At 58.4% G+C, this 25557-nt stretch carries 21 protein-coding genes, 4 tRNA genes and 1 other RNA gene; 6 read left to right on the top strand and 20 right to left on the bottom strand.

Features of this window, described 5'->3' with window-relative positions:
- The first annotated feature begins 124 nt into the window (after positions 1-124).
- From hemC to hemY, 4 genes are read left to right on the top strand one after another with little or no spacing between them, the layout of a single operon-like run.
- Positions 125-1066, top strand: a complete 942-nt coding sequence (gene hemC / locus HMPREF3138_RS15305; RefSeq protein ID WP_038874089.1) for a hydroxymethylbilane synthase — start codon at positions 125-127, stop codon at positions 1064-1066.
- Positions 1063-1803, top strand: coding sequence for a uroporphyrinogen-III synthase (gene hemD / locus HMPREF3138_RS15310; protein ID WP_038874086.1), 741 nt, complete (start codon positions 1063-1065; stop codon positions 1801-1803). The genes hemC and hemD overlap by 4 nt, the downstream gene beginning before the upstream one ends.
- A 22-nt stretch (positions 1804-1825) precedes the next feature.
- Positions 1826-2950, top strand: a complete 1125-nt coding sequence (hemX, locus tag HMPREF3138_RS15315) for a uroporphyrinogen-III C-methyltransferase (RefSeq protein ID WP_038874084.1) — start codon at positions 1826-1828, stop codon at positions 2948-2950.
- Between the two features lie 3 nt (positions 2951-2953).
- Positions 2954-4150 (top strand): protoheme IX biogenesis protein HemY, encoded by a 1197-nt coding sequence (gene hemY / locus HMPREF3138_RS15320; RefSeq protein ID WP_038874082.1) that lies wholly within the window; start codon positions 2954-2956, stop codon positions 4148-4150.
- Positions 4151-4854: 704 nt separating this feature from the next.
- Here hemY and HMPREF3138_RS15325 read toward each other — a convergent pair.
- The 20 genes from HMPREF3138_RS15325 to trxA form a co-directional block, all read right to left on the bottom strand.
- Positions 4855-4983, bottom strand: a non-coding RNA gene (locus tag HMPREF3138_RS15325) — RtT sRNA.
- Positions 4984-5018: 35 nt separating this feature from the next.
- Positions 5019-5095 (bottom strand) — tRNA-Pro (locus tag HMPREF3138_RS15330).
- Positions 5096-5169: 74 nt separating this feature from the next.
- Positions 5170-5256 (bottom strand) — tRNA-Leu (locus tag HMPREF3138_RS15335).
- 41 nt (positions 5257-5297) lie between these two features.
- Positions 5298-5373, bottom strand: a tRNA-His gene (locus HMPREF3138_RS15340).
- A 63-nt stretch (positions 5374-5436) separates the two neighbouring features.
- Positions 5437-5513, bottom strand: a tRNA-Arg gene (locus HMPREF3138_RS15345).
- 135 nt (positions 5514-5648) lie between these two features.
- Complete coding sequence (locus tag HMPREF3138_RS15350) at positions 5649-7052, bottom strand: bifunctional threonine/serine APC transporter ThrP (RefSeq protein ID WP_038874078.1); 1404 nt, start codon at positions 7050-7052, stop codon at positions 5649-5651.
- A 366-nt stretch (positions 7053-7418) separates the two neighbouring features.
- On the bottom strand, positions 7419-8159 hold the full coding sequence (gene wecG / locus HMPREF3138_RS15355) for a lipopolysaccharide N-acetylmannosaminouronosyltransferase (RefSeq protein ID WP_038874077.1): 741 nt from the start codon (positions 8157-8159) through the stop codon (positions 7419-7421).
- 14 nt (positions 8160-8173) lie between these two features.
- Complete coding sequence (gene wzyE, locus HMPREF3138_RS15360) at positions 8174-9541, bottom strand: ECA oligosaccharide polymerase (RefSeq protein WP_038874075.1); 1368 nt, start codon at positions 9539-9541, stop codon at positions 8174-8176.
- On the bottom strand, positions 9538-10623 hold the full coding sequence (locus HMPREF3138_RS15365) for a TDP-N-acetylfucosamine:lipid II N-acetylfucosaminyltransferase (RefSeq protein ID WP_038874073.1): 1086 nt from the start codon (positions 10621-10623) through the stop codon (positions 9538-9540). Before HMPREF3138_RS15365 ends, wzyE begins: the two co-directional genes overlap by 4 nt.
- Positions 10620-11870: a lipid III flippase WzxE gene (wzxE, locus tag HMPREF3138_RS15370; protein WP_038874071.1), complete on the bottom strand. Its 1251-nt coding sequence runs from the start codon at positions 11868-11870 to the stop codon at positions 10620-10622. Before wzxE ends, HMPREF3138_RS15365 begins: the two co-directional genes overlap by 4 nt.
- Before the next feature lies 1 nt (position 11871).
- Positions 11872-13002, bottom strand: a complete 1131-nt coding sequence (gene rffA / locus HMPREF3138_RS15375; protein WP_038874070.1) for a dTDP-4-amino-4,6-dideoxygalactose transaminase — start codon at positions 13000-13002, stop codon at positions 11872-11874.
- Entirely contained in the window at positions 12989-13720 is a 732-nt protein-coding gene (gene rffC, locus HMPREF3138_RS15380; RefSeq protein ID WP_038874068.1) for a dTDP-4-amino-4,6-dideoxy-D-galactose acyltransferase, read from the bottom strand. The genes rffA and rffC overlap by 14 nt, the downstream gene beginning before the upstream one ends.
- A complete protein-coding gene (gene rfbA / locus HMPREF3138_RS15385; protein WP_016929505.1) occupies positions 13698-14579 on the bottom strand; it encodes a glucose-1-phosphate thymidylyltransferase RfbA in 882 nt (293 codons plus the stop codon). The genes rffC and rfbA overlap by 23 nt, the downstream gene beginning before the upstream one ends.
- Positions 14580-14627: 48 nt before the next feature.
- Positions 14628-15695: a dTDP-glucose 4,6-dehydratase gene (rffG, locus tag HMPREF3138_RS15390; protein ID WP_038874065.1), complete on the bottom strand. Its 1068-nt coding sequence runs from the start codon at positions 15693-15695 to the stop codon at positions 14628-14630.
- Positions 15692-16954 carry a UDP-N-acetyl-D-mannosamine dehydrogenase gene (wecC, locus tag HMPREF3138_RS15395; RefSeq protein ID WP_038874063.1) on the bottom strand — a complete coding sequence of 421 codons (1263 nt, stop codon included), beginning with the start codon at positions 16952-16954 and terminating at the stop codon, positions 15692-15694. Before wecC ends, rffG begins: the two co-directional genes overlap by 4 nt.
- Complete coding sequence (gene wecB, locus HMPREF3138_RS15400; RefSeq protein WP_038874060.1) at positions 16951-18081, bottom strand: non-hydrolyzing UDP-N-acetylglucosamine 2-epimerase; 1131 nt, start codon at positions 18079-18081, stop codon at positions 16951-16953. The genes wecC and wecB overlap by 4 nt, the downstream gene beginning before the upstream one ends.
- A gap of 85 nt (positions 18082-18166) precedes the next feature.
- Complete coding sequence (gene wzzE / locus HMPREF3138_RS15405) at positions 18167-19222, bottom strand: ECA polysaccharide chain length modulation protein (protein WP_038874057.1); 1056 nt, start codon at positions 19220-19222, stop codon at positions 18167-18169.
- Between the two features lie 17 nt (positions 19223-19239).
- Positions 19240-20337, bottom strand: coding sequence for a UDP-N-acetylglucosamine--undecaprenyl-phosphate N-acetylglucosaminephosphotransferase (wecA, locus tag HMPREF3138_RS15410; RefSeq protein ID WP_094966291.1), 1098 nt, complete (start codon positions 20335-20337; stop codon positions 19240-19242).
- A 290-nt stretch (positions 20338-20627) separates the two neighbouring features.
- Complete coding sequence (gene rho / locus HMPREF3138_RS15415) at positions 20628-21887, bottom strand: transcription termination factor Rho (protein ID WP_004934188.1); 1260 nt, start codon at positions 21885-21887, stop codon at positions 20628-20630.
- A gap of 400 nt (positions 21888-22287) precedes the next feature.
- Entirely contained in the window at positions 22288-22614 is a 327-nt protein-coding gene (trxA, locus tag HMPREF3138_RS15420; protein ID WP_004934187.1) for a thioredoxin TrxA, read from the bottom strand.
- Positions 22615-22745: 131 nt separating this feature from the next.
- Between trxA and rhlB the strand changes: the two genes are divergently transcribed.
- Together rhlB and ppx are read left to right on the top strand one after the other, a co-directional pair.
- Entirely contained in the window at positions 22746-24032 is a 1287-nt protein-coding gene (rhlB, locus tag HMPREF3138_RS15425; RefSeq protein ID WP_038874055.1) for an ATP-dependent RNA helicase RhlB, read from the top strand.
- A 5-nt stretch (positions 24033-24037) separates the two neighbouring features.
- The gene (ppx, locus tag HMPREF3138_RS15430) at positions 24038-25534 is read left to right on the top strand and encodes an exopolyphosphatase (RefSeq protein ID WP_038874053.1); all 1497 of its coding nucleotides are present in this window, start codon (positions 24038-24040) and stop codon (positions 25532-25534) included.
- Positions 25535-25557: the final 23 nt, after the last annotated feature.

A 25557-nucleotide genomic window follows, 5' to 3' on the forward strand; every position in this document is an offset into this window, starting at 1 on the left:
TGCCCCAAAGCACATCACACGTCCCTTTGATTCCGTTGTCCTTTTTCCGCCTCCGGCTTCTTGCACTGACAGTATTGGCTCTCAGTGGTAGGATGGATGGCGAAATATAAAAACGGTAACAAGCATGTTAGACAAAATTATTCGAATTGCCACCCGACAAAGCCCGCTTGCACTTTGGCAAGCACATTATGTGCAGCAACGTCTGATGGCCTGCCATCCCGGCCTGCAGGTCGAGTTGGTGCCGATGGTCACCCGCGGCGACGTTATTCTGGATACGCCGCTGGCGAAAGTCGGCGGTAAAGGCCTGTTTGTTAAAGAACTCGAGCTGGCGCTGCTGGAAGGCCGCGCCGACATCGCCGTGCACTCGATGAAAGACGTGCCGGTCGATTTCCCTGCCGGCCTGGGTTTGACCACCATTTGCGAACGCGAAGATCCGCGCGACGCTTTTGTTTCCAACCGTTTCGCCTCGCTCGATCAGCTGCCGCAGGGCAGCGTGGTCGGCACTTCCAGCCTGCGCCGCCAGTGCCAGCTGCGTGAACGCCGCCCGGATCTGATCGTGCGCGACCTGCGCGGCAACGTCGGCACTCGCTTGGCCAAGCTGGACAACGGCGATTACGACGCGATTATTCTGGCGGTGGCCGGCCTGAAACGCCTGGGGCTGGAGCAACGCATCCGCAGCCCGCTGAGCGCCGAAGAGTGCCTGCCGGCGGTCGGCCAGGGTGCGGTCGGCATTGAATGCCGCCTCGACGACAGCGTCACCCGCGCTCTGCTGGTGCCGTTGAACCATGCTGCCACCGAAACCCGCGTACGCGCCGAACGGGCGATGAACACCCGTCTGGAAGGCGGCTGCCAGGTGCCGATCGGCAGCTATGCCGAACTGGATGGCGACAGCCTGTGGCTGCGTGCCCTGGTCGGCGCGCCGGACGGCAGCCAGATGGTGCGCGGCGAACGCCGCGGCCCGGCCGCCGAGGCCGAACGGATGGGCGTTGAGCTGGCGGAAGAGCTGCTGGCGCGCGGCGCACGCGAGATCCTGCGCGAAGTTTACCAGGGAAATCCGCCGGCATGACGATCCTGGTAACCCGCCCATCGCCTTCGGGCGAGCAGTTAGTAAGCCGGCTGCGCGCACTCGGCCGGGTTGCCTATCATGCACCGCTGATCGACTTCGCCCCCGGCAGCGATCTGCCGCAGCTGCCGCAAGCGTTGCAGCAGCTTAGCGCCGGCGATCTGGTGTTCGTGCTGTCGCAGCATTCGGTGAACTATGCCGATTCGGTCATCGGCCGCGCCGGGCTGAGCTGGCCCGCGCACCTGACTTATTACGCCATCGGCCGCACCACCGGGCTGGCGCTGCACTGCGTCAGCAGTTTGCCGGTGGAATACCCGCGTGAACGCGAGATCAGCGAAACGCTGCTGCTGCTGCCGGCGCTGCAAAAGCTGGCAGGCAAACGCGCGCTGATTTTGCGCGGCAACGGCGGCCGCGAGCTGCTGGGCACGACGCTGAGCGAGCGTGGCGCCGACGTCAGCTATTATGAATGCTATCAACGCAGCCCGGTGCACTACGACGGTAGCGAGCAAAGCGCCCACTGGCAGCGCGCCGGTGTGGATACGTTGGTGGTGACCAGCGGTGAAATGTTACAACAGCTCTATACGTTAGTTCCTGATTACTATCGTTCTTCATGGCTGCTGCGTTGCCGCCTGGTAGTAGTGAGCGAACGCCTGGCTACCCTCGCCCGGGACTTGGGCTGGCGTACGATTCGGGTAGCTGACAACGCCGATAATGACGCGCTGATCCGCGCGCTACAATAATCTGACTATGGGATGTGCCACTATGACGGAACAAAATACCCCATCCGCCCCGGTTGAAGAGCCAACCACCGCGGTTGAGAGCTCCCAGCAGCCAGCCGCTGCCAGCCGCAAAGGAAAGAACACCGGCCCGGTGCTCGGCGCGATCGCTATCGTGCTGGTCATCGCCCTCGGCGCGGGCGGCTATTACCACACGCACAAGCAGGCGCAACAGCTGATCGCCGCCAATCAGGCGCTGCAGCAGCAGCTTGAAGGCGTGAAGCAGAGCCAACAGCAGGAAAGAAATGCGCTGGAGGGCCTGTTGCAGCAGCAGGGTAAAACCCTGGACGCCGCCGATCGCGAGCAGGCGAATCTGGCGCGCCAGCTGAGCGAACTGCAGGAAAAAGTGGCGACCATCTCCGGCAGCGACGCTAAAACCTGGCTGCTGGCGCAGGCCGATTTCCTGGTGAAAATGGCCGGCCGCAAGCTGTGGAGCGATCAGGACGTCACCAGCGCCGCCGCGCTGCTGAAAAGCGCCGACGCCAGCCTGGCGGACATGAACGATCCGAGCCTGCTCGACGTGCGCCGCGCCATTACCGAAGACATCAGCACGCTTTCTACGCTGACCCAGGTCGATTACGACGGCATCATCCTCAAGGTCAATCAGCTGTCCAATCAGGTGGATAACCTGCGTCTGGCGGATAACGATACCGACGAAGCGCCGATGGATCAAAACAGCAGCGAACTCTCCAGCTCGATCGGCGAGTGGCGGCAGAACCTGGCCAAGAGCTGGCGCAATTTCATGGCCGACTTCATCACCATCCGTCGCCGCGACACCAGCGCCGAGCCGCTGCTGGCACCGAACCAGGACATCTACCTGCGCGAAAACATCCGTTCGCGCCTGCTGGTGGCCGCGCAGGCCATCCCGCGTCACCAGAACGAGACCTACAAGCAATCGCTGGAAACCGTGTCCACCTGGGTGCGCGCCTATTTCGACACGACCGATCCGGCGACCAAGGCTTTCCTGGAAGAGCTGGACAGCCTGAGCCAACAGTCGATCTCGATGGACGTGCCGGATCAGCTGAAAAGCCAGCCGCTGCTGGAAAAAGTGATGCAGACCCGGGTGCGCAACCTGATGACCCAGTCCCCTGCCGCTCACCAGGAGGGTTAAGCCATGTTACGCGTGCTATTTCTGTTCCTGGTGGTGATCGCCAGCGTGGTGCTCGGGCCGATGCTGGCCGGGCATCAGGGCTATGTGCTGATCCAGACCGACAATTACAATATTGAAACCAGCGTCACCGGCCTGGTGATTATGCTGGTGCTGCTGTTTGTGGTGCTGCTGGCGATCGAGTGGATCCTGCGCCGTCTCTTCCGTACCGGCGCCCGCACGCGCGGTTGGTTTATCGGCCGCAAGCGCACCCGCGCGCGCCAGCAAACCAAAGCCGCGCTGATCAAGCTGGCGGAAGGCGACTACAAGCAGGTCGAGAAGCTGATGACGCGCAACGCCGACCACGCCGAACAGCCGGTCGTGAACTACCTGCTGGCCGCCGAGGCCGCACAGCAACGCGGCGACGACTTCCGTACCAATCAGTATCTGGAGCGCGCCGCCGAAGCGGCCGACAACGATCAGCTGCCGGTGGACATCACCCGGGTTCGTATCCAGTTGGCGCAGGGCGAGAACCACGCCGCGCGCCACGGCGTCGATCGCCTGCTGAACCAGGCGCCGCGTCATCCGGAAGTGCTGCGTCTGGCGGAACAAGCCTATCTGCGCACCGGCGCCTATGCGTCGCTGCTGGAAGTGCTGCCGTCGATGCGAAAAATCGAACTCCACAGCGAAGAACAGCTGCAGGCATTGCAGCAACAGGCGTATATCGGGCTGATGAATCAAGCGATGGCGGACGAAGGCAGCGAAGGCCTGAAGCGCTGGTGGAAAGATCAGAGCCGCAAGACGCGTCACGAAGTGCCGCTGCAAATCGCGATGGTGGAACACCTGATCGAATGCAACGACCACGAACTGGCGCAGGAGATTGTACTCGACAGCCTGAAGCGCCAATACGACGAGCGCCTGGTGCTGTTGCTGCCGCGGCTGAAATCCGGCAACCCCGAGCAGTTGGAAAGAGCGCTGCGTCAGCAGATGAAACAACACGGCGCGACGCCGCTGCTGAACAGCACGCTGGGGCAGTTGCTGATGAAGCACGGTGAGTGGCAGCAAGCGGCCGACGCCTTCCGCGAAGCGCTGAAACAGCGCCCGGATGCCTACGACTACGCCTGGTTGGCCGATACGTTGGAAAAACTGCATCGTTCGGATGAAGCGGCGCAGATGCGGCGTGAGGGGCTGATGTTGACGCTGAAACAGAACGGCGGCGAATAACGCCCTGCCCGAGAGAGAAAAGCGCGGCGCCGATGCCGCGCTTTTTTTTGCCCAATGGCTTTCTGAAGCGCAAAAAAAAACACTTGCCGCAGGGCAAGTGTATAAAGAAGCAATCAGGTCTAGGACAACAGGGGCGGTGCCTCACTCAACGTTCTGCCCTGAGCGTGATGACGGGTTAGTCATCGTTCTCGTGGGCGATAGGCACCCTAAATCGGCTCTGCGTCATTCCCAGGGTTTATGAGGCCTTAAGGCGAACATAAGAAGTGGAATGAGCATCTACGCAAGAGATATTGCACTTGGCGTGCCAACTTTTAAATTGAGGCTCTCATATAGAAAAATATAGCTCAATATATTGAAATTATTGATTTTTTATTTAACTCTTCCCTTCCCGTCACAAATCACTCTCTGGTGTTCCTTGCCGGCGGCCTGTATCAGGTTGTCGCCTCGAAACGACGACTTAAGTCAAAGCTAGCTTTATCTTTTAAAATCAATGAATTATTTGTCTCAGCCTGACGACAACGCAGGATGGTATTGTCGCTGAAAATCAACACGTTTGCATGCCGACACCAGATGCTCCCCAGGAAGGCAAAAAGCCCGTGCGGTGCTGCACGGGCTTGTCGATGTTCCCTTCGTCATGCTGAGAAGAACTTGCTTTCATAAACGACAGACGTAAAAAAACCGACTTGCGTCGGTTTCTTTGAGAGTGGTCGGCAAGAGAGGATTACGCGCATCTTTGATGCGCGCCCTGCGGGCCGTTGCTGAAGCAACGTTGTCTCGCTTCGCGAGGCTCGAACCTCCTGCGGAGGTACTCATCCTCATAAACGACAGACGAAAAAAAACCTGCTTTAAAAAGCAGGTTTTTCGAATGTGGTCGGCGAGAGAGGATTCGAACCTCCGACCCACTGGTCCCAAACCAGTTGCGCTACCAAGCTGCGCTACTCGCCGATTTGTGTTGCTCATACTACCTGATTTATCAGACCGTTGTCCATATAAATCTTATATTTATCAGATATTTTGCGTGGTGCGAAGAGAGGGACTTGAACCCTCACGTCCGTAAGAACACTAACACCTGAAGCTAGCGCGTCTACCAATTCCGCCACCTTCGCACTGTCACAAAATACTGCTAAATCTTCACTTCGTTAGGAAGTGGGGTGGCTAATGGGACTCGAACCCACGACAACTGGAATCACAATCCAGGGCTCTACCAACTGAGCTATAGCCACCATTACTACTTCTTCTTACTCACGCGGTAATATTACCACCGCAGCTCCTGCGCACAAACTTAATGGCGCGCCCGACAGGATTCGAACCTGAGACCTCTGCCTCCGGAGGGCAGCGCTCTATCCAGCTGAGCTACGGGCGCGTAGCGCCGTTGCGGGAGGGGATACTACGGATTTACGCCAATTCTGTCTAGTGCTTTTTCGCAGAAATGTTGCGTTTGATTACGCTTTGCTCACTCCCGCGCACAAAAGCGCACTCCGTAGCCCCTTTTCACCATTTATTGGCGCGTTTCTACCCGATTTTCAGCCGGATGATGTTTCTTGTGCATGCCGAAAGCGAAGTAGCACAGGCTGACGCCGGCCAAGAAAATCGCCCCGACCAGCAGGGAAATCCGCGTATCCGGGTTGATTCCCATGCCGACCAGCACGCAAATCAGAAAAGCGATGGTCAGATAGTTCACATACGGGAACATGATCGACTTAAAGCTGTGATTTTTGATCGCTTCCTTATGGGCGCGGCGGAAATAGAGCTGGCTTATCAGCACCACGAACCACGGCACCATGCCCGGCAGCACGCTCGCGCTGTAGACATAGACGAACACCTGCTCCGGATTCGGGATGATGTAGTTCAGCGCGGAACCCACCAACAGGCAGCCGATGGTGACGGCGATGCAGTTCACCGGCACGCCGCTGGCGGAAAGCTTGGTCAGCGCCGCCGGCAGCTGGCGATTCTTGGCCAGGGCGTACAGCATGCGGCCGCCGCTGTACATGCCGCTGTTGCAGCCGGAGAGCGCGGCGGTCAACACCACGAAGTTGATGATGCCGGCGGCGGCAACGATGCCGATCTTGGCGAAGGTCAGCACGAACGGGCTGCCGGTGGTGCCGATGCCATTCCACGGGAAGATGGTGACGATGACGAAGATTGCGCCAACATAGAAGATCAGGATGCGCCACAGGATATTGTTGATCGCGCGTTTCAGCGTCACCTGCGGGTTCTTGGCTTCCCCGGCGGTGATACCCACCAGCTCAACCCCCTGATAGGACGCCACCACGATGCACAGCGCAAACAGGAAGCCTTTCCAGCCGCCGGCAAAGAAACCGCCGTGCGCCGTCAAATTGGCGAAACCGATAGGTTCACCGCCGTTGCCGAAGCCGAAGAAGATAACCCCCAGCCCCACCAGAATCATCACGATGATGGTGGTGACTTTGATCATGGCGAACCAGAACTCCAGTTCCCCATACAGGCGCACCGCCGCCAGGTTGGCCAGCGCCACCATTGCCACGGCGATCAGCGCCGGCACCCACTGCGGTATTTCCGGGAACCAGAACTGCACATACACCCCGATGGCGGTGATCTCCGAAATGCCGACGGCAATCCACATAAACCAGTAGCCCCAGGCGGTCAGGTAACCGAAATAGGGATTCATGTACTTATGCGCGTAAACGGCAAACGAGCCCGCGACCGGCTCGAGGAACAGCATTTCTCCCATCGAACGCATAATGAAGAACACGAACAGCCCGGCGATGATGTAAGCCAGCAGCACCGACGGCCCCGCCCACTTCAGCGTACTGGCCGACCCCATAAACAGGCCGACACCGATGGTGCCCCCCAGAGCGATAAGCTCGATATGCCGGGCCTCAAGGCCTCGGTGTAGCCCTTGCGGTTTTTCTTTGTGTGCCATAAATCCTCAATAATTTTTCTCGGGTTGTGTTTGCCTGCCGGCCGCTGCCGGTCGTTATTGTCATTATTAAAAGAATAAATCATCCCCTGCCGGTCGGGTTGGCATCAACGGGTGGTCGGAGCGAAGTTACCGTGAGAGGGACATCGTTCAGCGCTGTCGCATCAGGCTTCAGCGGCCAGGGATAATTTCCGGGCGGTATCGTTTCGCATTTCGCCGCTATAAGCAAACCGCAATTTAAAACTTTATGGAATAAATGCAGCGGCGTTTAGGGCCGGGGGTTATAGATATGCGGCAGAAACGTGCAAAAGCAGATTATTGGTACAGCAGACCGGAGCGGAACAACCCTTTCCGCCCCGGATGAGGGGGTTACATCTTGCCGCTGTAGTAGTAGCCGACAAACTTCAGCAGCTTCAACTGCCGGCCGATGCGGCTGGGCTGGCTGAGCAGGCGGTAGAGCCATTCCAGACCGAGGTTCTGCCACACCTTGGGCGCACGCTTCACATGGCCGGTAAAGACGTCGTAGGTGCCGCCCACGCCCATGTACAGCGCCTGCGGATGCACCTTGCGACAGTCGCGCATCAGAATCTCCTGCTTCGGCGATCCCATCGCCACCGTCACGATAGCGGCGCCGCTGGCACGAATACGCTCGAGCAGCGCCTCTCGCTGATCCGGTTTGAAATAGCCGTCCTGGCTGCCCACCAGGTTGACATTCCACTGGCTGCGCAGCTTTTGCTCGGTTTCCGCCAAGACCCCGGGCTTGCCGCCGACCAGGAAGACCGGCGTGCCTTCACGGCCGGCGCGCTGCATCAAGGCTTCCCACAGATCGGCCCCCGCCACGCGCGAAACGTCCGCCGCCGGGTATTTGCGGCGAATCGAACGCACCATGCTGATGCCGTCGGCGTACTTGTACTCCGCCTCATCCAGCAACGCATGCAGCGCCGGGTCCTCTTCCGCCTTCAGGATCTTTTCCGCGTTCATGGCCACCAGCGTGCCCTGTTTTACCCGGCCGCCGTCGAACAAAAAGTCCATGCAGTGCGCCATATCGCGAAAGCCCCACAGGCTGAAACCGCGCAGCTCATACTGCGGCACCGAAATCTTTGCTTCCATCGTTCTCATTACCCTTACAAAAGACCGTTGGCCCGAGGCGGAGACGCCAGCGCGCGGGCGCGCGTCACTCTGGCCTTGATCAGCCCGGCGGTATCGAACAACCAATACAGCAACTTCGCCAGCACCAGACAGGCGCCGAAAATAATGCAGAAGAACACCACGCGCGACACGAAAGAGTCCACCCCTTCGCGCGCCAGCACGATGATGTTGAACACCGCACCGAAGCAGAAGCCTTGCAGAATGGCCGCCTTATAGCGGTTCGGTTCGGTTTTGCCCAACTCATACAGCCAGTCGAACCACTTGATGATCATGCCCACCAGAATCGCGCCGAGCGGAATAAACAGCGCACCGCCCATCACCACCAGCGAACCGATCAGCGTCGGCGAAATCGCCAGCCCGGAGTGGTTGTTCAGCACTTCCCAGGTGAAATAGTTGGCCGAGTTCAGCACCACGTCCGGCCGGCCCGGCCATAGCCAGGTTGGAATAAAGACGTAGAAATCACGCACGATCGGCGCCAGGCCCTGGAAATCGATCTTGTCGTAATTTTGCAGCAGCAGCGCCAGGTTTTCCCACGGCGAGAAGGTATCGCGGGTCAGGTAGAGGAAGGTATAGAACGCTTCCGCGCCGCTGACATCCAGGCTGTAGCGCTTCAACGCCAGCCAGAACATGCCGACCACGCCGAATATGCCCGCCGCCGCCAGCATCCACAGCGTGATCCAGCCGCGCACGATGCCGATAAACAGGAACAGCGCGAAGGCGATGATGATGTTGGCGCGGGTGCCGCCGACGATCACGTAGGTCAGAATACCGAACGCCACCGTCGCCACCAGGAACAAGAACCAGGCGCGCAGATCCTGCCGCAGGAAATAGACCACCAGCATCGCCGGAATGAAGAAGTAGAAGAACCGCTTGAGCGCCACGCCGGACACGTCGCTGGAGAAAATCTGGCTGTAGGAATTGAGCTTGAACAGCAGGAAGCCGTTCTGCATGAAGAAGATCCCAACGGTACCGATCGCCACCAATGCCAGCAGCACCCAGGTCATATGAGTCTCTACCCGGTTCATGGTAAACAGCGCCGCACGCGGCTCTGTGCGGCGCTTGCGCAGCCGGGTCTTGTAGGTGACGTAATAGATGGCGTAAAACGCCGTCGCCGACAGCAGGGCGTACAGCAGAAACTCCACCGGCACCACCTCGACGTCAAACTGGAACACCAGCAGGCAGGTCAAAGGAAAACCGAAATAGAACGTCAGCAAATACAGCAGCGAAAAGAAGACGTTGAAGTTAAAGCGCACGCGCCGAAACTCCTGGTAGGTTAGCGTCAGAATAAACGTCAGGCTGACCAGATAGACGACAAACAGGCCGCCGAATTGCGCCAACGTCATGAGTGATCTCCCGCCGCCAACGCCAGGGCTTGCTGCCAGCCGTCGACATAGTTCGGATTGAAGAAGGCGATCGTCTGTTTATCCACCGCCGCCAGCTGACGCTGCGCTTCGCGCACCACCGCCTCGTCCAGCGAATCGCCGTAGAACAGCACCGGCAGATGCTGTTCCGCCAAATCCTGCCAGAACGGGTTTTGCCGGCTGAGCACGAAAGGCACGCCGAACTGAATCAGCAGGCACAGGGTGCCAATCCCCTGCTGGCGATTGAAAATGAAATAGCCCAGATCGCAGGCGCGTAAAATATTGAGGTAGTCCTCAAACGCCACCTGCTGCGTGAGCAGCTGCAGGTTTTTCTCGCCGAACAGCGGCAACCCGGCGGCGCGCACCTGCTCGATGTAGGCATCGTTGTTGGCCGGATAACCCATCGGCAGGATCACGCGCACGTCGGCGCCGAACTGCTGATGGATCGCCTGCAGCGCTTCGATATGCCGATTGCTGCGATCGCCGGAGTTGCCCACCAGAATCGTCATCGGCCCGGCCAGGTTTTTCTCGACGTGAACGTCGGTCAGCGCCGGATCCATGCGGGTCGGGAAGTACAGCAGCGAGGCCGGCACCCGCGCATGGCGTTGCTGGTAGTGAATCACGTCGCCGCGAGTGGCAAACACGTTCCCTACACGCCCCTGCGCAATGCGGCGCAGCAGATAGAACAGCCGGAATTTCCAGCTGGTGGCGTCTTCATACAGATCGGCACCCCAAATATGCCAACTGACCTGACGCGCCTTGATCTTGCCGCTCAGCAGCGCCAACCACAGCCCCGGATTGAACTGGCCGTGCAGGAAGAAACGCGCATCGCGATCGGCCTGGGCACGGGCGATGACCGCCTCCGCCAGGCTTTTCTTGTCTGCGTAGGGCTCAATGTTCAGGGCGGGGAAATCACCCAGTGCCGCCACATCCTTGGCCGCCACCATAAAATGCCGCGTCTGCTCAGCCGGCAAACGCGGCGCCAGCACGTCGTTGAAGAAGCGCAGCACCGTCTGGTTATGATGCGGGATATCGGATCCCAGAACGTGAATCAGTATGGTCATACTCGTCTACGATAAATAAGGAACACGCAGCTACAGAGCGCGAAATACACGATGTAGGTTGCCATATAGGCCTGAGCCGCCCCCAACGCGCCGTGCAGCGGGATCAGCCAGTGCGAGAACACCGTCAGCAGCAGAAACTGGCTGACTTCCGTCAGGATATAGAAGCGCAGCGACGCTTTGGCGATCACCAGATAGCCGAACACATAGGCCCCGACTTTCAGCACGTCGCCCACCAGCTGCCAGGCAAACAGATCGCGCATGGCGACAAACTTGTCCGAGAACAGCAGCCAAATAGCGAAATCGCGCAGCACCCAAACCATAAAGCTCGCCGCCGCTACCGCCGGCAGCACGAATTTCAGCGAACGCACGATCTCCCGTGAGATGGCGCCCTTGTCCGTCAGCCGCGACAGCGTCGGCAGCAAATAGACGGTAAACGAAGCGGTGATAAACTGCAGATAGGCATCGGAAATGCTGCTGACGCCCTGCCAAATCCCCACCTCATCCCAGCCGTAATGGGCGGCCAACAGGTTACGCATCATCACGTAGGCCACCGGCAGCGTCACCGACGTGATCAACGCCATGAGGGTGAATTTGCCGAGATTGCCGGCCACGAGTTTGTCCCAACGCGGCGCCAGATAGCGCAGCGGCAACGTTTTGCGCCGCCACAGCATCAGCCCGGCAGGCAACACCACCAACGCCGGCACCAGCGCCAGCCCCGCCAACGCGCCTTCATAGCCACCCAGCGTGAAGCACAGGTAATAAGCCACCACGCCAATCAGGCTGCCGCCGATCACCGCCAGCGCATTGCCCATCGCGTCGCGGTAGCCTTTCAGCACCGCCATGAACAGGTTGGCGTAGGCGATGCCCATCTGAATGAAGGCGACGGCGCGCACCACATCGACGTAATCGGCATGCCCGAACAGCCCGATGCTGATCGGTTCGGCGGCGAACAGAAACACCAGCGCCAGCAAGGTCGAAAAACCCAGCACGATGCTCGATGCGGTGCCTACCGCCAGACGCAGACGCTGCGGATCCTGGTGGTACTCCGCCACGTATTTGGTGATGCCGTTAAAAATGCCCGCGCCGGACAGCACGCCCAGCACGGTAATCAACTGGCGGAAGTTACCCGCCTGCCCCACCCCGCTGGGGCCAAACGCCACCGCCAGCAGCTTCACCACCAACAACCCCACGCCGATTTTGATCAGCGTGGAGCCGGCGGTCCATATCGATGCTTTTGCCAGCGACATATCAGGCAAAGAAGCTCAGGATGGTATTGATTACCGTACGCTGATTGACATCGGACATATTGTAGAACAGCGGTAAGCGCACCAGGCGCGCGCTTTCCTGCGAGGTATAACGGTCTTCGCCGGCAAAGCGACCAAAACGTTCGCCGGCCGGGCAGTCATGCAGCGGGATATAGTGGAACACCGCCATGATCTCGGCTTCCTTCAGGTAGTCGATAAAGGCCGTGCGATCGTCGATATCCCGCAGCTTGATATAGAACATGTGCGCGTTATGCACGCAGTCGGCCGGGATTACCGGCAACTCGATGCGGCCGGCCTTCGCCAACGGCAGGAAGCTGTCATAGTACTTCTGCCACAGTGCCAAACGGCGCTGGTTGATGCGTTCCGCCACTTCCAGCTGGCCCCACAGGTAAGCGGCCTGCAGGTCAGACATCAGATAGCTGGAACCGATGTCGCGCCAGGTATATTTGTCCACCTGACCACGGAAGAACTGGCTGCGGTTGGTGCCCTTCTCGCGGATGACTTCCGCCCGATCGATCAGAGCCGGATCGTTCACCAGCGTCGCGCCGCCTTCGCCGCCGGCGGTGTAGTTTTTGGTTTCATGGAAGCTGAAGCAGCCGATATGGCCGATGGTGCCCAATGCCTTGCCTTTGTAGGTCGACATCACGCCCTGCGCGGCGTCTTCCACCACGAACAGGTTATATTTCTTCGCCAGCGCCATAATGGTATCCATCTCGCAGGCAACGCCGGCATAGTGCACCGGCACAATCGCGCGGGTTTTATCGGTGATCGCCGCTTCGATTTTGGTTTCGTCGATGTTCATGGTATCCGGACGCAGGTCGACGAACACCACTTTGGCGCCGCGCAGCACAAAGGCGTTGGCGGTGGAAACGAAGGTAAAACTCGGCATGATCACTTCGTCACCCGGCTGTATATCCAGCAGGATGGCGGCCATTTCCAACGACGCGGTGCAGGAAGGCGTCAGCAACACCTTCGCACTGCCGAAACGCTGTTCCATCCACTGCTGGCAGCGGCGGGTAAAGCCGCCGTCGCCGCATAGCTTGCCGCTGCCCATAGCAGCCTGCATATATTCCAGTTCAGTGCCAACAACCGGTGGTGCGTTAAATGGAATCATGTCTACCTCTGTATAACCAGTACGCGGTGCTTTCAATCACGGCACCCTGTCGTTGATAGAGTCGTAATGCGGCGATATTGCCTACCTGCGTCGCGACCCGCAGGCGCTGCATACCTTGACGCCGACATTCGGCGATCGCCACCGTCATCAGCCGAGTGCCAATGCCCCGGCCGGATACGCCGGGAAAAGCCGCCAGCAGACCGATACGCATTTCCTGGCCGCCAATGTCACGCAGGCTGACAAAGCCTTCGGGTTGCCCCTGGTTGTTCAATACCAACAAGCATTGATGATCAAAGGTACCCAGCACCGCTTTTTCGATCCAGGCCGCATAGAATCGCCCACTATCGGCGCGATCGTACCACGGTGCACGAAACCGGCTGGCGGCGAACACCTCACCGGCGGCAGCGCGCAATGACGGGATATCCTCGGGAACGGCCAGACGCACCGCAGCCGCCGAAGCGACATCGGCCGTCGTGCTTTCCGGCGCAACGTTCACTGCCAGGTCCACTTCCCCTTCGACCAGCCGGAATCCCAGCGCCGACAGCGCATCGGCCCACTCCAGGCGGCAAGCGGGGATTTTGGCTTGCACCAATGCATAAGCGTTCAAATCAGCTTCAGCTACAGACGCCGCCGAGTTATCGAAATGTAACTTGGCGCTTTCCAAGTGGAAGAAGTCGCTCTCCCACTGCAGCGGTTCAATACTGGCGTGGACGCGCATGCAATAAATCCAGTAAATATTTGCCGTAACCGGTTTTGGCCAGTGTCTGAGCCGCACGTTTCACGCCCTCATCGTCCAGCCAGCCATTGCGCCAGGCGATCTCCTCAAGACAGGCGATTTTAAAGCCTTGACGTTTCTCGACCGTCTGTACGAAGCTGCTGGCTTCCAGTAAGCTGTCGTGCGTGCCGGTATCCAACCAGGCGAAACCACGCCCCAGCAGCTCGACAGCCAACTCTCCGCGCTCCAGATACATCTGGTTGATGCTGGTGATTTCCAGCTCGCCGCGCTCAGAAGGCTTCACCTGTTTGGCAAACTCCACCACCTGGCTATCGTAGAAGTACAGGCCGGTCACTGCCCAGTTAGACTTCGGTTTAACTGGCTTTTCTTCGATCGACAGCGCGCGGAAGTGGTCGTCAAACTCCACCACGCCAAAGCGCTCGGGATCCATCACCTGATAGCCAAACACGGTCGCGCCGGTGGTGCGCGCTGCAACGCTTTTCAGCTTGGGACTGAACCCCTGACCAAAGTAAATATTGTCACCCAATACCAGACAGCTCGGCTCACCGGCCAAAAATTCTTCGCCGATCAAAAATGCCTGAGCCAGGCCATCGGGACTTGGCTGTTCGGCATAGCTGAGATTAATGCCGAATGCTTCGCCGCTGCCCAAAAGCCTCTTGAATGAAGGCAGATCTTCCGGCGTGGAGATAATCAGAATGTCTTTGATTCCCGCCAGCATCAGTACCGACAACGGGTAATAGATCATCGGCTTGTCATAGATCGGCAGCAGTTGCTTGGACACGCCACGAGTAATCGGATGCAGACGCGTACCGGAACCGCCGGCCAGAATAATGCCTTTCATACAGACTCCAAAGCCCGCCGTACCGTTGCAAAGCGGCACGGCGTTAAATTAATCTGACAGCCCCAAACGCTCACCGGCATAAGAGCCGTCTTGCACCCGGCGCCACCAGGTTTCGTTGTTCAGGTACCAAACCACGGTTTTGCGAAGTCCGCTTTCGAAGGTTTCCTGCGGCCGCCAGCCCAACTCACGATCGATTTTGCCGGCGTCGATAGCGTAACGCATATCGTGGCCCGGGCGATCCTTCACATAAGTGATCAGATCGCGGTAGTTCGCCACGCCCTGCGGCTTGTTCGGTGCCAGCTCTTCCAGCAGATCGCAAATGGTCTGCACCACTTCGATATTCTTGCGCTCGTTATGACCACCGATATTGTAAGTTTCGCCCACCACGCCTTCGGTCACGACCTGATACAGCGCGCGCGCGTGATCCTCGACATACAGCCAGTCACGCACCTGCGCGCCGTTGCCGTATACCGGCAGCGGTTTGCCGGCCACCGCATTCAGGATCACCAGCGGGATCAGCTTCTCCGGGAAGTGATAAGGGCCGTAGTTGTTCGAGCAGTTGGTCACGAGGGTTGGCAAACCGTAGGTGCGCAGCCAGGCGCGCACCAGATGATCGCTCGACGCCTTGGAGGCGGAATAGGGGCTGCTCGGCGCATACGGTGTGGTTTCGGTGAACAGATCGTCGGTGCCGTGCAGGTCGCCGTACACTTCGTCGGTGGAGATATGATGGAAGCGGAAGGCCAGTTTCTTCTCCGCCGCCAGCGGCTGCCAGTAGTGGCGCGCCGCTTCCAGCATAGTGTAAGTGCCAACCACGTTGGTCTCGATAAACGCCGCCGGGCCGTCGATAGAGCGATCGACGTGGCTTTCCGCCGCCAGGTGCATCACTACGTCCGGCTGATAGTGGGCAAATACCCGATCCAGCTCGGCGCGATCGCAGATGTCGACCTGCTCGAAAGCATAGCGATCGCTCTCAGCCACCACCGCCAAAGACTCGAGGTTACCGGCATAGGTCAGCTTATCCACCACCACCACGCTATCGCCGGTGGCCTCGATGATGTGCCGCACGACTGCGGAGCCAATGAAACCGGCACCACCGGTAACTAAAATACATTTCAACGCCAGACCCCCTTGGTATCGACCACCCAGTTTTGTTTGATTTCTTCCGGTCTGATAGCCTTGAACTGCTGGTGATCGACCAACATCACGATCACATCGGCCTGCTGCAACGCCTCAGCGATTGGCGTCAACGTCACGTGACCCGCCAGCGACTTCGGCAGCTGTTCAACGTTCGGTTCCACCGCCAGCGTTTCGCCGACGTGCCATTCGGCAATCAGATGCGCGACCTCTACCGCCGGGCTTTCACGCAGATCGTCGATATTCGGCTTGAAGGCCAGGCCGAAGCAGGCAATTTTGACCTCGGACGCGCGCTTGTCGGTGGCGGCCAGGCAATCGGCCACCGCCGCTTTCACCCGGTCGACCACCCACAGCGGTTTACCGTCGTTCACCAGGCGAGCGGTGTGGATCAGGCGCGCCTGCTGCGGGTTCTGCGCCACGATAAACCACGGATCGACAGCGATGCAGTGACCGCCGACGCCCGGCCCCGGCTGCAGAATATTCACCCGCGGATGGCGGTTCGCCAGGCGGATCAGTTCCCAGACGTTGATCCCCTGTTCGGCGCAGATCAACGACAATTCGTTGGCAAAGGCGATATTCACGTCGCGGAAGCTGTTTTCCGTCAGCTTGCACATCTCGGCAGTGCGCGAGTTGGTGATCACGCATTCGCCCTCGAGGAAAATCTTGTACAGCGCGCTGGCACGTTCCGAGCACTTCGGCGTCATGCCACCGATCACGCGGTCGTTTTGAATCAGTTCCACCATGACCTGCCCCGGCAGCACGCGCTCCGGGCAGTAGGCGATATTCACGTCCGCCGCTTCGCCCGATTGTTGCGGGAAGCTGAGATCGCTGCGCGCCTGCGCCAGCCATTCCGCCATCTGTTCGGTGGCACCCACCGGCGAGGTGGACTCAAGGATCACCAGATCGCCCTTTTTCAGCACCGGTGCCAGCGATTTCGCCGCCGCTTCGACATAGGCCAGATCCGGCTCGTGATCGCCCTTGAACGGCGTAGGCACCGCGATCAGGAATGCATCGGCCGCCAGCGGTTTGGTCACCGCCTGCAGGAAACCACCGTCGACGGCGTCCTTGACCACTTTGTCCAGATCCGGCTCGACGATGTGGATCGCACCGCGGTTAATGGTATCTACCGCATGTTGGTTAACATCTACACCCACCACTTTTTTCTTGCGGGAAGCGAACGCCGCCGCCGTTGGCAAGCCGATATAACCCAGGCCGATAACCGAAATAGTGTCAAAACTCATAGTGTCACCTGATGGTTCTTTAAAGCTTCGAGGATACGCTGGCAGGCATGCCCGTCACCGTATGGGTTGTGCGCCCGACTCATCGCGTGATATTCGCTTTCGTCCGTCAACAGCCGGGTCACCGCTTCAACAATTTTGGCTACATCGGTACCGACCAGGCGTACCGTGCCCGCATCTATCGCTTCCGGGCGTTCGGTGGTGTCGCGCATCACCAGCACCGGTTTGCCTAACGATGGCGCCTCTTCCTGAATACCGCCGGAATCGGTCAGGATCAGGTGCGCTTTGGTCATGAGATAAATAAACGGTAGATAATCCTGCGGCTCGATCAGCATGACGTTGTCGATGCCTTTCAAGATGCGATTCACCGGCTCACTGACGTTCGGATTGAGATGCACCGGATACACGACCTGCACTTCCGGGTGGTTGCGGGCAATCTCCGCCAGCGCGCTGCAAATTCGCTCAAAGCCGCCGCCAAAACTTTCGCGCCGATGGCCGGTGACCAGAATCAGTTTCTTGTCAGCGTCGAGGAACGGGTAACGCTGCGCCAGGCCAGCCTGCAGCACGGCATCGCTCATCACGCGGTCGCGCACCCAGAACAACGCGTCGATCACCGTATTGCCCGTCACGAAAATACGGTTGTCCGGCAGCAGCTCGCGCAACAGATTTTGGCGCGAGTTCTCGGTTGGTGCAAAATGGTACATCGCCAGATGGCCGGTCAGTTTTCGGTTGGCCTCTTCCGGCCAGGGAGAATACAGATTGCCGGTGCGCAGCCCGGCTTCGACATGCCCGACGGGGATGCGTTGATAGAACGCCGCCAGGCTGGTCGCCAGCGTAGTGGTGGTATCGCCGTGCACCAGCACCACGTCCGGTTTGAAGTCTTCCAGCACCCCTTTCAGCCCTTCCAGGATGCGGCAGGTGATTTCCGTCAGCCCCTGACCGGGTTTCATGATGTTCAGGTCGTAATCCGGCGTAATCTCAAACAACCGCAATACCTGATCCAACATCTCACGATGCTGTGCCGTTACGCAGACTCTTGCGTCAAAGGCCTCATCCTGGGCCAGTGCATGTACCAGCGGCGCCATTTTAATGGCTTCCGGCCTGGTGCCGAAAACAGTCAACACTTTCACAGCGAATCTCTTTTGGTCGGTTAATCGCAGGCCCCGCCTGCGAATGGGGCGCTCACGCGCCCTGCATCAGATTATTATATTATTTTTAACTACGCGGCCGACGCGCCAAGGCAACACCCGCGCCAACCAAAGCGCCCATCGCGCCCCACAGAATCAGCCAGAAGACCCGGCGTGGGCTGTCGCGTTTTACCGGCTCTTCCGGCGTACGCAAGTAGCGATAGGTCTGGAACTTCTCATCCAACGTCGGACCAACGTTCAGCGTCGCCAGCATCGCGCGGTTCTGCTCGTAATCCAGGTCATAGGTCGGGCCGGAAGCCTGCAGACCTTCCAGACGCGCCTGCAGCATTGGCCGGCCCAGCAGGAACAGATCCGAATCCGGCAGTTGCTCGGCCGGAGTGTCGGTTTGCGTACGGCTTATCCCCTGGCTCTCGGCGATTTTCAACGCCTGCTGTGTGGTGTTCAGCTCACGCTTGTAAACCGACTCCGCTACCGCTTCCTGACGCTTGACTTGCGCCTTCATTGAAGTGGTACGGGCGGCCCACGCCCCCTGGATCTCTTCGTTCAGGTGCAGGGCTGCGCGGTGGCTGGCGAAGGCCACGTATTGGCGCAGTAGGCGGTTGGCGTCCGCGGCGGTTTCCGCCGTGAGCTTCACGCCGTCATTCGGCACTTTCTTGTCGTCGCGCGGCGTGAACAGGATGTTGTTGATCAGCTCGTCGAGCAACGCCGCATCGGCGCGGGCATCCCCTTCCTGACGCTGCTTGTAGTAATCGCTCTGCAGCCAGAAATCGCGACGCGTATCGTAGGCCGCCAGCTGCATGATGAACTCATTGTACGCTTCGTCCGCGATGCTCGGCTGATCGCCGGCCGTCGCCGGCAGCGTGCGCACGTCCAGATTACGCAGGAACTGCTGCTGCGAGTAGTAACCGCCCAGCGCATTCACCGTAGGTCTATCCGTGATGGCGGTCGCACTCCACTCTTGCTTAACCAGATAAGAGACGATCAGCGCGACCGCCGCGAACAGCACCGCAATGCCGATAATCCACGGTTTGCCGCGCCACAAGGTGCAGCACAGGCCGCGGATATCGAGTTCGTTATCCACCGCCGGGGTATGCTTGTCAGACGTTGTTTCTGGATTAATCACAGCCAAAAAGCCTCTGGTTAAGATACTTGCTTGTTATCGTTCGAACGCCGCAGGCGACGCTTGATACGCTTAATGTACCGCGCAACCCGCCAGGCGCGCTTGATGCAATAACCGTACAGGAAGAAAGCAAGCAAGAATAATGCCAACATAACCCACTCTGGGATAAAAGTCAGGCGTTCGCCGATCACGCCAACCGCCGCCAGCAATGCGGCCGCCAGGGTGATCAGCACGAAAGCCTGTCGCGGCGTAAAGCCGGCGCGCATGATCAGGTGGTGTATATGTTGACGGTCGGGAGAGAAGGGGCTCATCCCCTTGCGTAAACGACGATACATGATTGCTATCATGTCCATCAGCGGAATAGCGATGATCCACAGCGCGGTCACCGGGTTAATCGAGTGTGCCTTTCCCTGCGAGCTTTGCAGCAGCAGCCAAATGGCGGTAAAGCCGATCAGGGTGCTGCCGGCGTCCCCCATGAACACTTTATAACGGCGGCCGAGGATGCCGAGGTTGAGCAAAATATAGGGAACGATGGCGGCGATCATCGCAAAGCACCAGAACGCCAGATCATTATGTCCACTCAAGTACAGCAGCAGGCCCAACGCGCCGAAGGAGACGCACGACAGCCCACCCAGTAGGCCATCGATGCCGTCGACCATGTTGAAGGCGTTGATCGCCGCCCATACCGCGAACAGCGTCACCAGATAGCCGAACGGTCCTAACACCATCTCCCAATCGCCCAATACATGGCCGAAGCTGCGCAGATAGAGGCCGGCGAACACCATCATGGCGATGCCGACCAACGCCTGAACGAATGCCCGAATCTTAACGCTGATATCAAAACGGTCATCCAAAGCACCGATAAACACTAAAATGCCTGCGCAGATAAGGTAAAGTGTACTGTGTACAATCTTTTGTTCCGATATAAAGAAAGCGAAACACAGACCGGCATAGACCGCAATCCCACCAACCAATGGGATTAATCCTTGGTGACGCTTGCGATAGTTAGGCTTATCAACCAACCCAATGCGTTTTGCTACCTTACGGGCAACAAAGAGGAAAGCTAATGAGAATAGGAAAACAAATAGGATTTCAGTACTCATAGTGAGTAAGTTCACAATTAACAGATCTCGTAAGAAGATAAGGCAGCTTAACATGGGCGACAGGTTATGCGATGGGATCCCGTTGCCTTTCAGTCATTTCTTATGATGCCGGAATTCATTCTCATTCATCCCAACACCGCAGCCAATTCCGGTTGTAGCATGCCGCACACCCAGATATCGAAAGTAAGAAGAATTCTCAATAAGTCAAAGAAACAACTTACTTTTCCATTACTGCTACTTATCGTATCCGCCAAAAGCGAAAAACGCCACGACTAGGCGTGGCGTTCAGCGAATTTTTTAACGAATTATGAGCGTTTCATCATATCGAAGAATTCATCGTTGGTTTTAGTCATCGCCAACTTATTAATGAGGAACTCCATCGCGTCAATCTCCCCCATCGGATGGATGATTTTGCGCAGGATCCACATTTTTTGCAGCTCTTCGGAAGTGGTGAGCAGCTCTTCTTTACGGGTACCGGAGCGGTTGTAATCGATCGCAGGGAATACGCGTTTCTCGGCGATTTTACGCGCCAGGTGCAATTCCATGTTGCCGGTACCTTTAAATTCTTCGTAGATCACTTCGTCCATCTTCGAACCGGTATCAACCAGCGCGGTCGCGATGATGGTCAGGCTGCCGCCCTCTTCCACGTTACGTGCCGCACCGAAGAAGCGCTTCGGACGATGCAGGGCGTTGGCGTCCACACCACCGGTCAGCACCTTGCCTGAGGCCGGTACCACGGTGTTGTAGGCACGCGCCAGACGGGTGATGGAGTCGAGCAGAATGATCACGTCTTTCTTGTGTTCAACCAGGCGCTTGGCCTTCTCGATCACCATTTCGGCCACTTGCACGTGACGCGAAGCCGGTTCGTCGAAGGTCGATGCGATCACTTCGCCTTTCACCAGACGCTGCATCTCGGTCACTTCTTCCGGACGTTCGTCGATCAACAGTACCATCAACACGCAGTCAGGGTGGTTGTAGGCGATGCTCTGCGCAATGTTCTGCAGCAGCATGGTTTTACCGGCTTTCGGCGGTGCCACGATCAGGCCACGCTGGCCGCGGCCAATCGGCGCCGCCAGATCCAGTACGCGCGCCGTCAGGTCTTCGGTCGAACCGTTGCCGCGCTCCATCCGCAGACGGGAATTGGCGTGCAGCGGCGTCAAGTTCTCGAACAGGATCTTGCTGCGGGCGTTTTCCGGCTTGTCGTAGTTGACTTCGTTGACTTTCAACAGGGCAAAATAGCGCTCGCCTTCTTTTGGCGGACGAATCTTACCGGAAATGGTGTCACCTGTGCGGAGGTTGAAGCGGCGGATTTGGCTAGGGGATACGTAGATGTCGTCGGGACCGGCGAGGTAGGAACTGTCTCCAGAGCGGAGGAAACCGAATCCATCCTGCAATATCTCGAGCACGCCGTCGCCGAAGATATCTTCTCCGCTTTTCGCATGTTGCTTCAGAATGGAGAAGATAATGTCCTGCTTGCGCATGCGGGCAAGGTTTTCCAGCCCCATATTTTCGCCGAGAGTAATCAGCTCAGAAACCGGCGTATTCTTTAATTCGGTAAGATTCATAGTGGTGGGTTCTTAAACTCGGGGTATGTCTCGAACTTGTATCGTGAATGGTATGGCAGCGAGATGCGTGCCTGTTTACTGGACGTTCGATCACCGGGCGCAGAGCCGTCGCGGTAAGAAATGGCTTACATCGGGCGCACGCATTGACGGTTGAAGATCGAAGGTACCTTAAAAATGATTTTTGCAAAACCGTTTGATTGCCAAAACACGGGCTGAGTTCAGTTTACTTTCAACGCCAGTGGTTCGACACAGAGTATAGCTTTAGATTCAAACTCTTTAGATTTAAAACTTCGGGCAAGTTCTATATGCAGTGTGGTTAAACTTAACACGCTTCTTGGCAGGCGTCTAGCGGTGAATTGAACATCACCGCCAGGCGCCTGATACTGGGCTTCCCGCCCGATTACAGATTCGCGTTCAGGAAATCTTTGAGCTGACCTTTGGACAACGCGCCAACCTTGGTCGCGGCCACTTCACCGTTCTTGAACAGCAACAGCGTAGGGATACCACGGATACCGTACTTAGGCGCGGTAGCCGGGTTCTGATCGATATTCAGCTTGGTGATGGTCAGTTTGCCTTCGAACTCTTCGGCAATCTCATCCAGAATCGGAGCAATCATCTTGCACGGCCCACACCATTCAGCCCAGAAATCGACCAGGATCGGCCCTTCCGCTTTCAGCACATCGGCTTCGAAGCTGCTGTCAGTCAGGTGAATAATTTTATCGCTCATGTTCTACTCCACAGGATTATGTCTACCTTGTTGGTGTAGCATTAACCAACTCAAGGTGATTTTATTGCACCGCGTTTATTTCAACGGATGTGCTTTCGTAAAGCAATAGTTAGCTGATATTCTACCACACTATGAGCAAAACACACTTGACCGAACAGAAGTTTTCCGACTTCGCCCTGCACCCGTTAGTCCTTGAAGCCCTTGAGAAAAAAGGGTTTCACAATTGCACGCCCATCCAGGCGTTAGCATTGCCGCTCACGCTCTCCGGGCGTGACGTTGCAGGTCAGGCGCAAACCGGTACCGGAAAGACGCTGGCGTTTTTGGCGTCTACTTTTCACTATTTGCTGACTCACCCGGCGAAACAGGATCGCCAGACCAATCAGCCGCGCGCCTTGATCATGGCGCCTACGCGTGAACTGGCGGTGCAAATTCACTCCGATGCAGAAGCGCTCTCCCAGAGCACCGGCCTGAAACTGGGCCTGGCCTACGGCGGCGACGGCTACGACAAGCAGCTGAAAGTGCTGGAAAGCGGCGTGGACATTCTGATTGGCACCACCGGCCGTTTAATCGATTACACCAAACAGAACTATGTCGATCTCGGCGCGATGCAGGTCGTCGTGCTGGATGAAGCCGATCGCATGTACGATCTCGGCTTTATCAAAGACATCCGTTGGCTGTTCCGCCGCATGCCTGCGGCCGATCAACGCCTGAACATGCTGTTCTCCGCCACCCTGTCCTATCGCGTACGCGAGCTGGCCTTCGAGCAGATGAACAACGCCGAATATGTTGAAGTGGAACCGGAACAGAAAACCGGCCACCGCATTAAAGAAGAGCTGTTCTACCCGTCCAACGAAGAAAAAATGCGTCTGCTGCAGACGCTGATCGAAGAAGAGTGGCCGGATCGTGCCATCATCTTCGCCAACACCAAGCACCGCTGCGAAGACATCTGGGGCCATCTGGCCGCCGACGGTCACCGCGTTGGCCTGCTGACCGGTGACGTGGCGCAGAAAAAACGCCTGCGTATCCTCGACGACTTCACCAAAGGCAACCTCGATATCCTGGTCGCCACCGACGTCGCCGCGCGCGGTCTGCACATCCCTTCCGTCACGCACGTTTTCAACTACGATCTGCCTGACGACTGCGAAGACTACGTGCACCGCATCGGCCGTACCGGCCGCGCAGGCGCCAGCGGCCACTCCATCAGCCTGGCGTGTGAAGAGTACGCGCTCAACCTGCCGGCGATCGAGACCTATATCGACCACAGCATTCCGGTGAGCAAGTACAACAGCGATGCGCTGCTGACCGATTTGCCGGCGCCGAAGCGCCTGTCGCGTCCGCGCGGCGGCAACGGCCCACGTCGCAACTCCGCGCCTCGTCGCGGCGGTGCGCCGCGCAGCAACCGTAAACGTTCGAGCTGATCGCCATGCTCAGTTCCAGCACGCTTTATGCTGCCATCGATCTCGGCTCCAACAGCTTCCACATGTTGGTGGTGCGCGAGGTAGCCGGCAGCATTCAGACTCTGGCGCGGATCAAGCGCAAGGTGCGCCTGGCGGCCGGGCTGGATCAGAACAATCACCTGTCGCATGAGGCCATGCAACGCGGCTGGCAGTGCCTGCGGCTGTTCTCCGAACGCCTGCAGGACATTCCGCGCGAGCAGATCCGCGTCGTCGCCACCGCCACGCTGCGCCTGGCGTCCAACGCCGATGAGTTTCTGCAGGTCGCCGAGCAAATCCTCGGCTGCCCGGTGCAGGTGATCAGCGGCGAAGAAGAGGCGCGGCTGATTTATCACGGCGTCGCGCACACCACCGGCGGGCCGGATCGGCGGCTGGTCGTCGACATCGGCGGCGGCAGCACCGAACTGGTCACCGGCACCGGCGCACAGGCATCGCAGCTGTATAGCCTGTCGATGGGCTGCGTTACCTGGCTGGAGCGCTATTTCAGCGATCGCAACCTCGGGCAAGAAAACTTCGAACGCGCCGAACAGGCCGCGCGCGAAATGGTGCTGCCGATCGCACCGCAGCTGCGCCAGCAAGGTTGGCAGATCTGCGTCGGCGCTTCCGGCACCGTGCAGGCGCTGCAGGAAATCATGGTGGCGCAAGGCATGGATGAACGCATCACCCTGCCCAAGCTGCGCCAGCTGAAACAGCGCGCTATTCAGTGCGGCAAGCTGGAAGAGCTGGAGATCGAAGGGTTGACGTTGGAGCGCGCGCTGGTCTTCCCGAGCGGCCTGTCCATTCTGTTGGCCATCTTCCAGGAGCTGGGCATCGAGAGCATGATGCTGGCCGGCGGGGCGCTGCGTGAAGGCCTGGTTTACGGCATGCTGCATCTGCCGGTGGAGCAGGATATTCGCATCCGCACCATCCGCAACCTGCAGCGTCGCTACCTGATCGACACCGAGCAGGCCGAACGCGTCAGCCAACTCGCCGCCAACTTCTCGCAGCAGGTCGCCAACGAGTGGCAGCTGGATGCGCGATGTCGCGAACTGTTGCACAGCGCCAGTCTGATCCACGAACTCGGCCTCAGCGTCGATTTCAAGCAGGCGCCGCAACACGCCGCTTACCTGATCCGCCACCTGGACTTACCCGGCTTTACCCCGGCGCAGAAAAAACTGCTGGCCACCCTGCTGCAAAACCAGAGCAACACCCTCGACCTGTCGCTGTTGAACCAGCAAAACGCCCTGCCGCCGCGCACTGCGCAGCGTCTGTGCCGCATTTTGCGCCTGGCGATCATCTTCGCCAGCCGCCGCCGCGATGACACGCTGCCGGCGGTGCGGTTACGCGCCAATCAGGACGATGAACTGACGGTGATCTTACCGCCGGGTTGGCTGGAACAGCATCCGCTGCGCGCCGAGGCGCTGGAGCAGGAAAGCCACTGGCAGAGCTACGTCCACTGGACGCTGCGGTTGGAAGAACAGCGTTGAAATGATCAGGGCGCGATTCGCGC

The organism is Serratia sp. HMSC15F11, from assembly GCF_001808215.1.
GTDB lineage: Bacteria > Pseudomonadota > Gammaproteobacteria > Enterobacterales > Enterobacteriaceae > Serratia > Serratia nevei.

Excerpts from the sequence above, each read along its gene's own strand:
- hemC (WP_038874089.1), top strand. The coding sequence starts at position 125 with ATGTTAGACAAAATTATTCGAATTGCCACCCGACAAAGCCCGCTTGCA.
- hemD (WP_038874086.1), top strand. The coding sequence starts at position 1,063 with ATGACGATCCTGGTAACCCGCCCATCGCCTTCGGGCGAGCAGTTAGTA.
- hemX (WP_038874084.1), top strand. The coding sequence starts at position 1,826 with ATGACGGAACAAAATACCCCATCCGCCCCGGTTGAAGAGCCAACCACC.
- hemY (WP_038874082.1), top strand. The coding sequence starts at position 2,954 with ATGTTACGCGTGCTATTTCTGTTCCTGGTGGTGATCGCCAGCGTGGTG.
- HMPREF3138_RS15350 (WP_038874078.1), bottom strand. The coding sequence starts at position 7,052 with ATGGCACACAAAGAAAAACCGCAAGGGCTACACCGAGGCCTTGAGGCC.
- wecG (WP_038874077.1), bottom strand. The coding sequence starts at position 8,159 with ATGGAAGCAAAGATTTCGGTGCCGCAGTATGAGCTGCGCGGTTTCAGC.
- wzyE (WP_038874075.1), bottom strand. The coding sequence starts at position 9,541 with ATGACGTTGGCGCAATTCGGCGGCCTGTTTGTCGTCTATCTGGTCAGC.
- HMPREF3138_RS15365 (WP_038874073.1), bottom strand. The coding sequence starts at position 10,623 with ATGACCATACTGATTCACGTTCTGGGATCCGATATCCCGCATCATAAC.
- wzxE (WP_038874071.1), bottom strand. The coding sequence starts at position 11,870 with ATGTCGCTGGCAAAAGCATCGATATGGACCGCCGGCTCCACGCTGATC.
- rffA (WP_038874070.1), bottom strand. The coding sequence starts at position 13,002 with ATGATTCCATTTAACGCACCACCGGTTGTTGGCACTGAACTGGAATAT.
- rffC (WP_038874068.1), bottom strand. The coding sequence starts at position 13,720 with ATGCGCGTCCACGCCAGTATTGAACCGCTGCAGTGGGAGAGCGACTTC.
- rfbA (WP_016929505.1), bottom strand. The coding sequence starts at position 14,579 with ATGAAAGGCATTATTCTGGCCGGCGGTTCCGGTACGCGTCTGCATCCG.
- wecC (WP_038874063.1), bottom strand. The coding sequence starts at position 16,954 with ATGAGTTTTGACACTATTTCGGTTATCGGCCTGGGTTATATCGGCTTG.
- rho (WP_004934188.1), bottom strand. The coding sequence starts at position 21,887 with ATGAATCTTACCGAATTAAAGAATACGCCGGTTTCTGAGCTGATTACT.
- trxA (WP_004934187.1), bottom strand. The coding sequence starts at position 22,614 with ATGAGCGATAAAATTATTCACCTGACTGACAGCAGCTTCGAAGCCGAT.
- rhlB (WP_038874055.1), top strand. The coding sequence starts at position 22,746 with ATGAGCAAAACACACTTGACCGAACAGAAGTTTTCCGACTTCGCCCTG.
- ppx (WP_038874053.1), top strand. The coding sequence starts at position 24,038 with ATGCTCAGTTCCAGCACGCTTTATGCTGCCATCGATCTCGGCTCCAAC.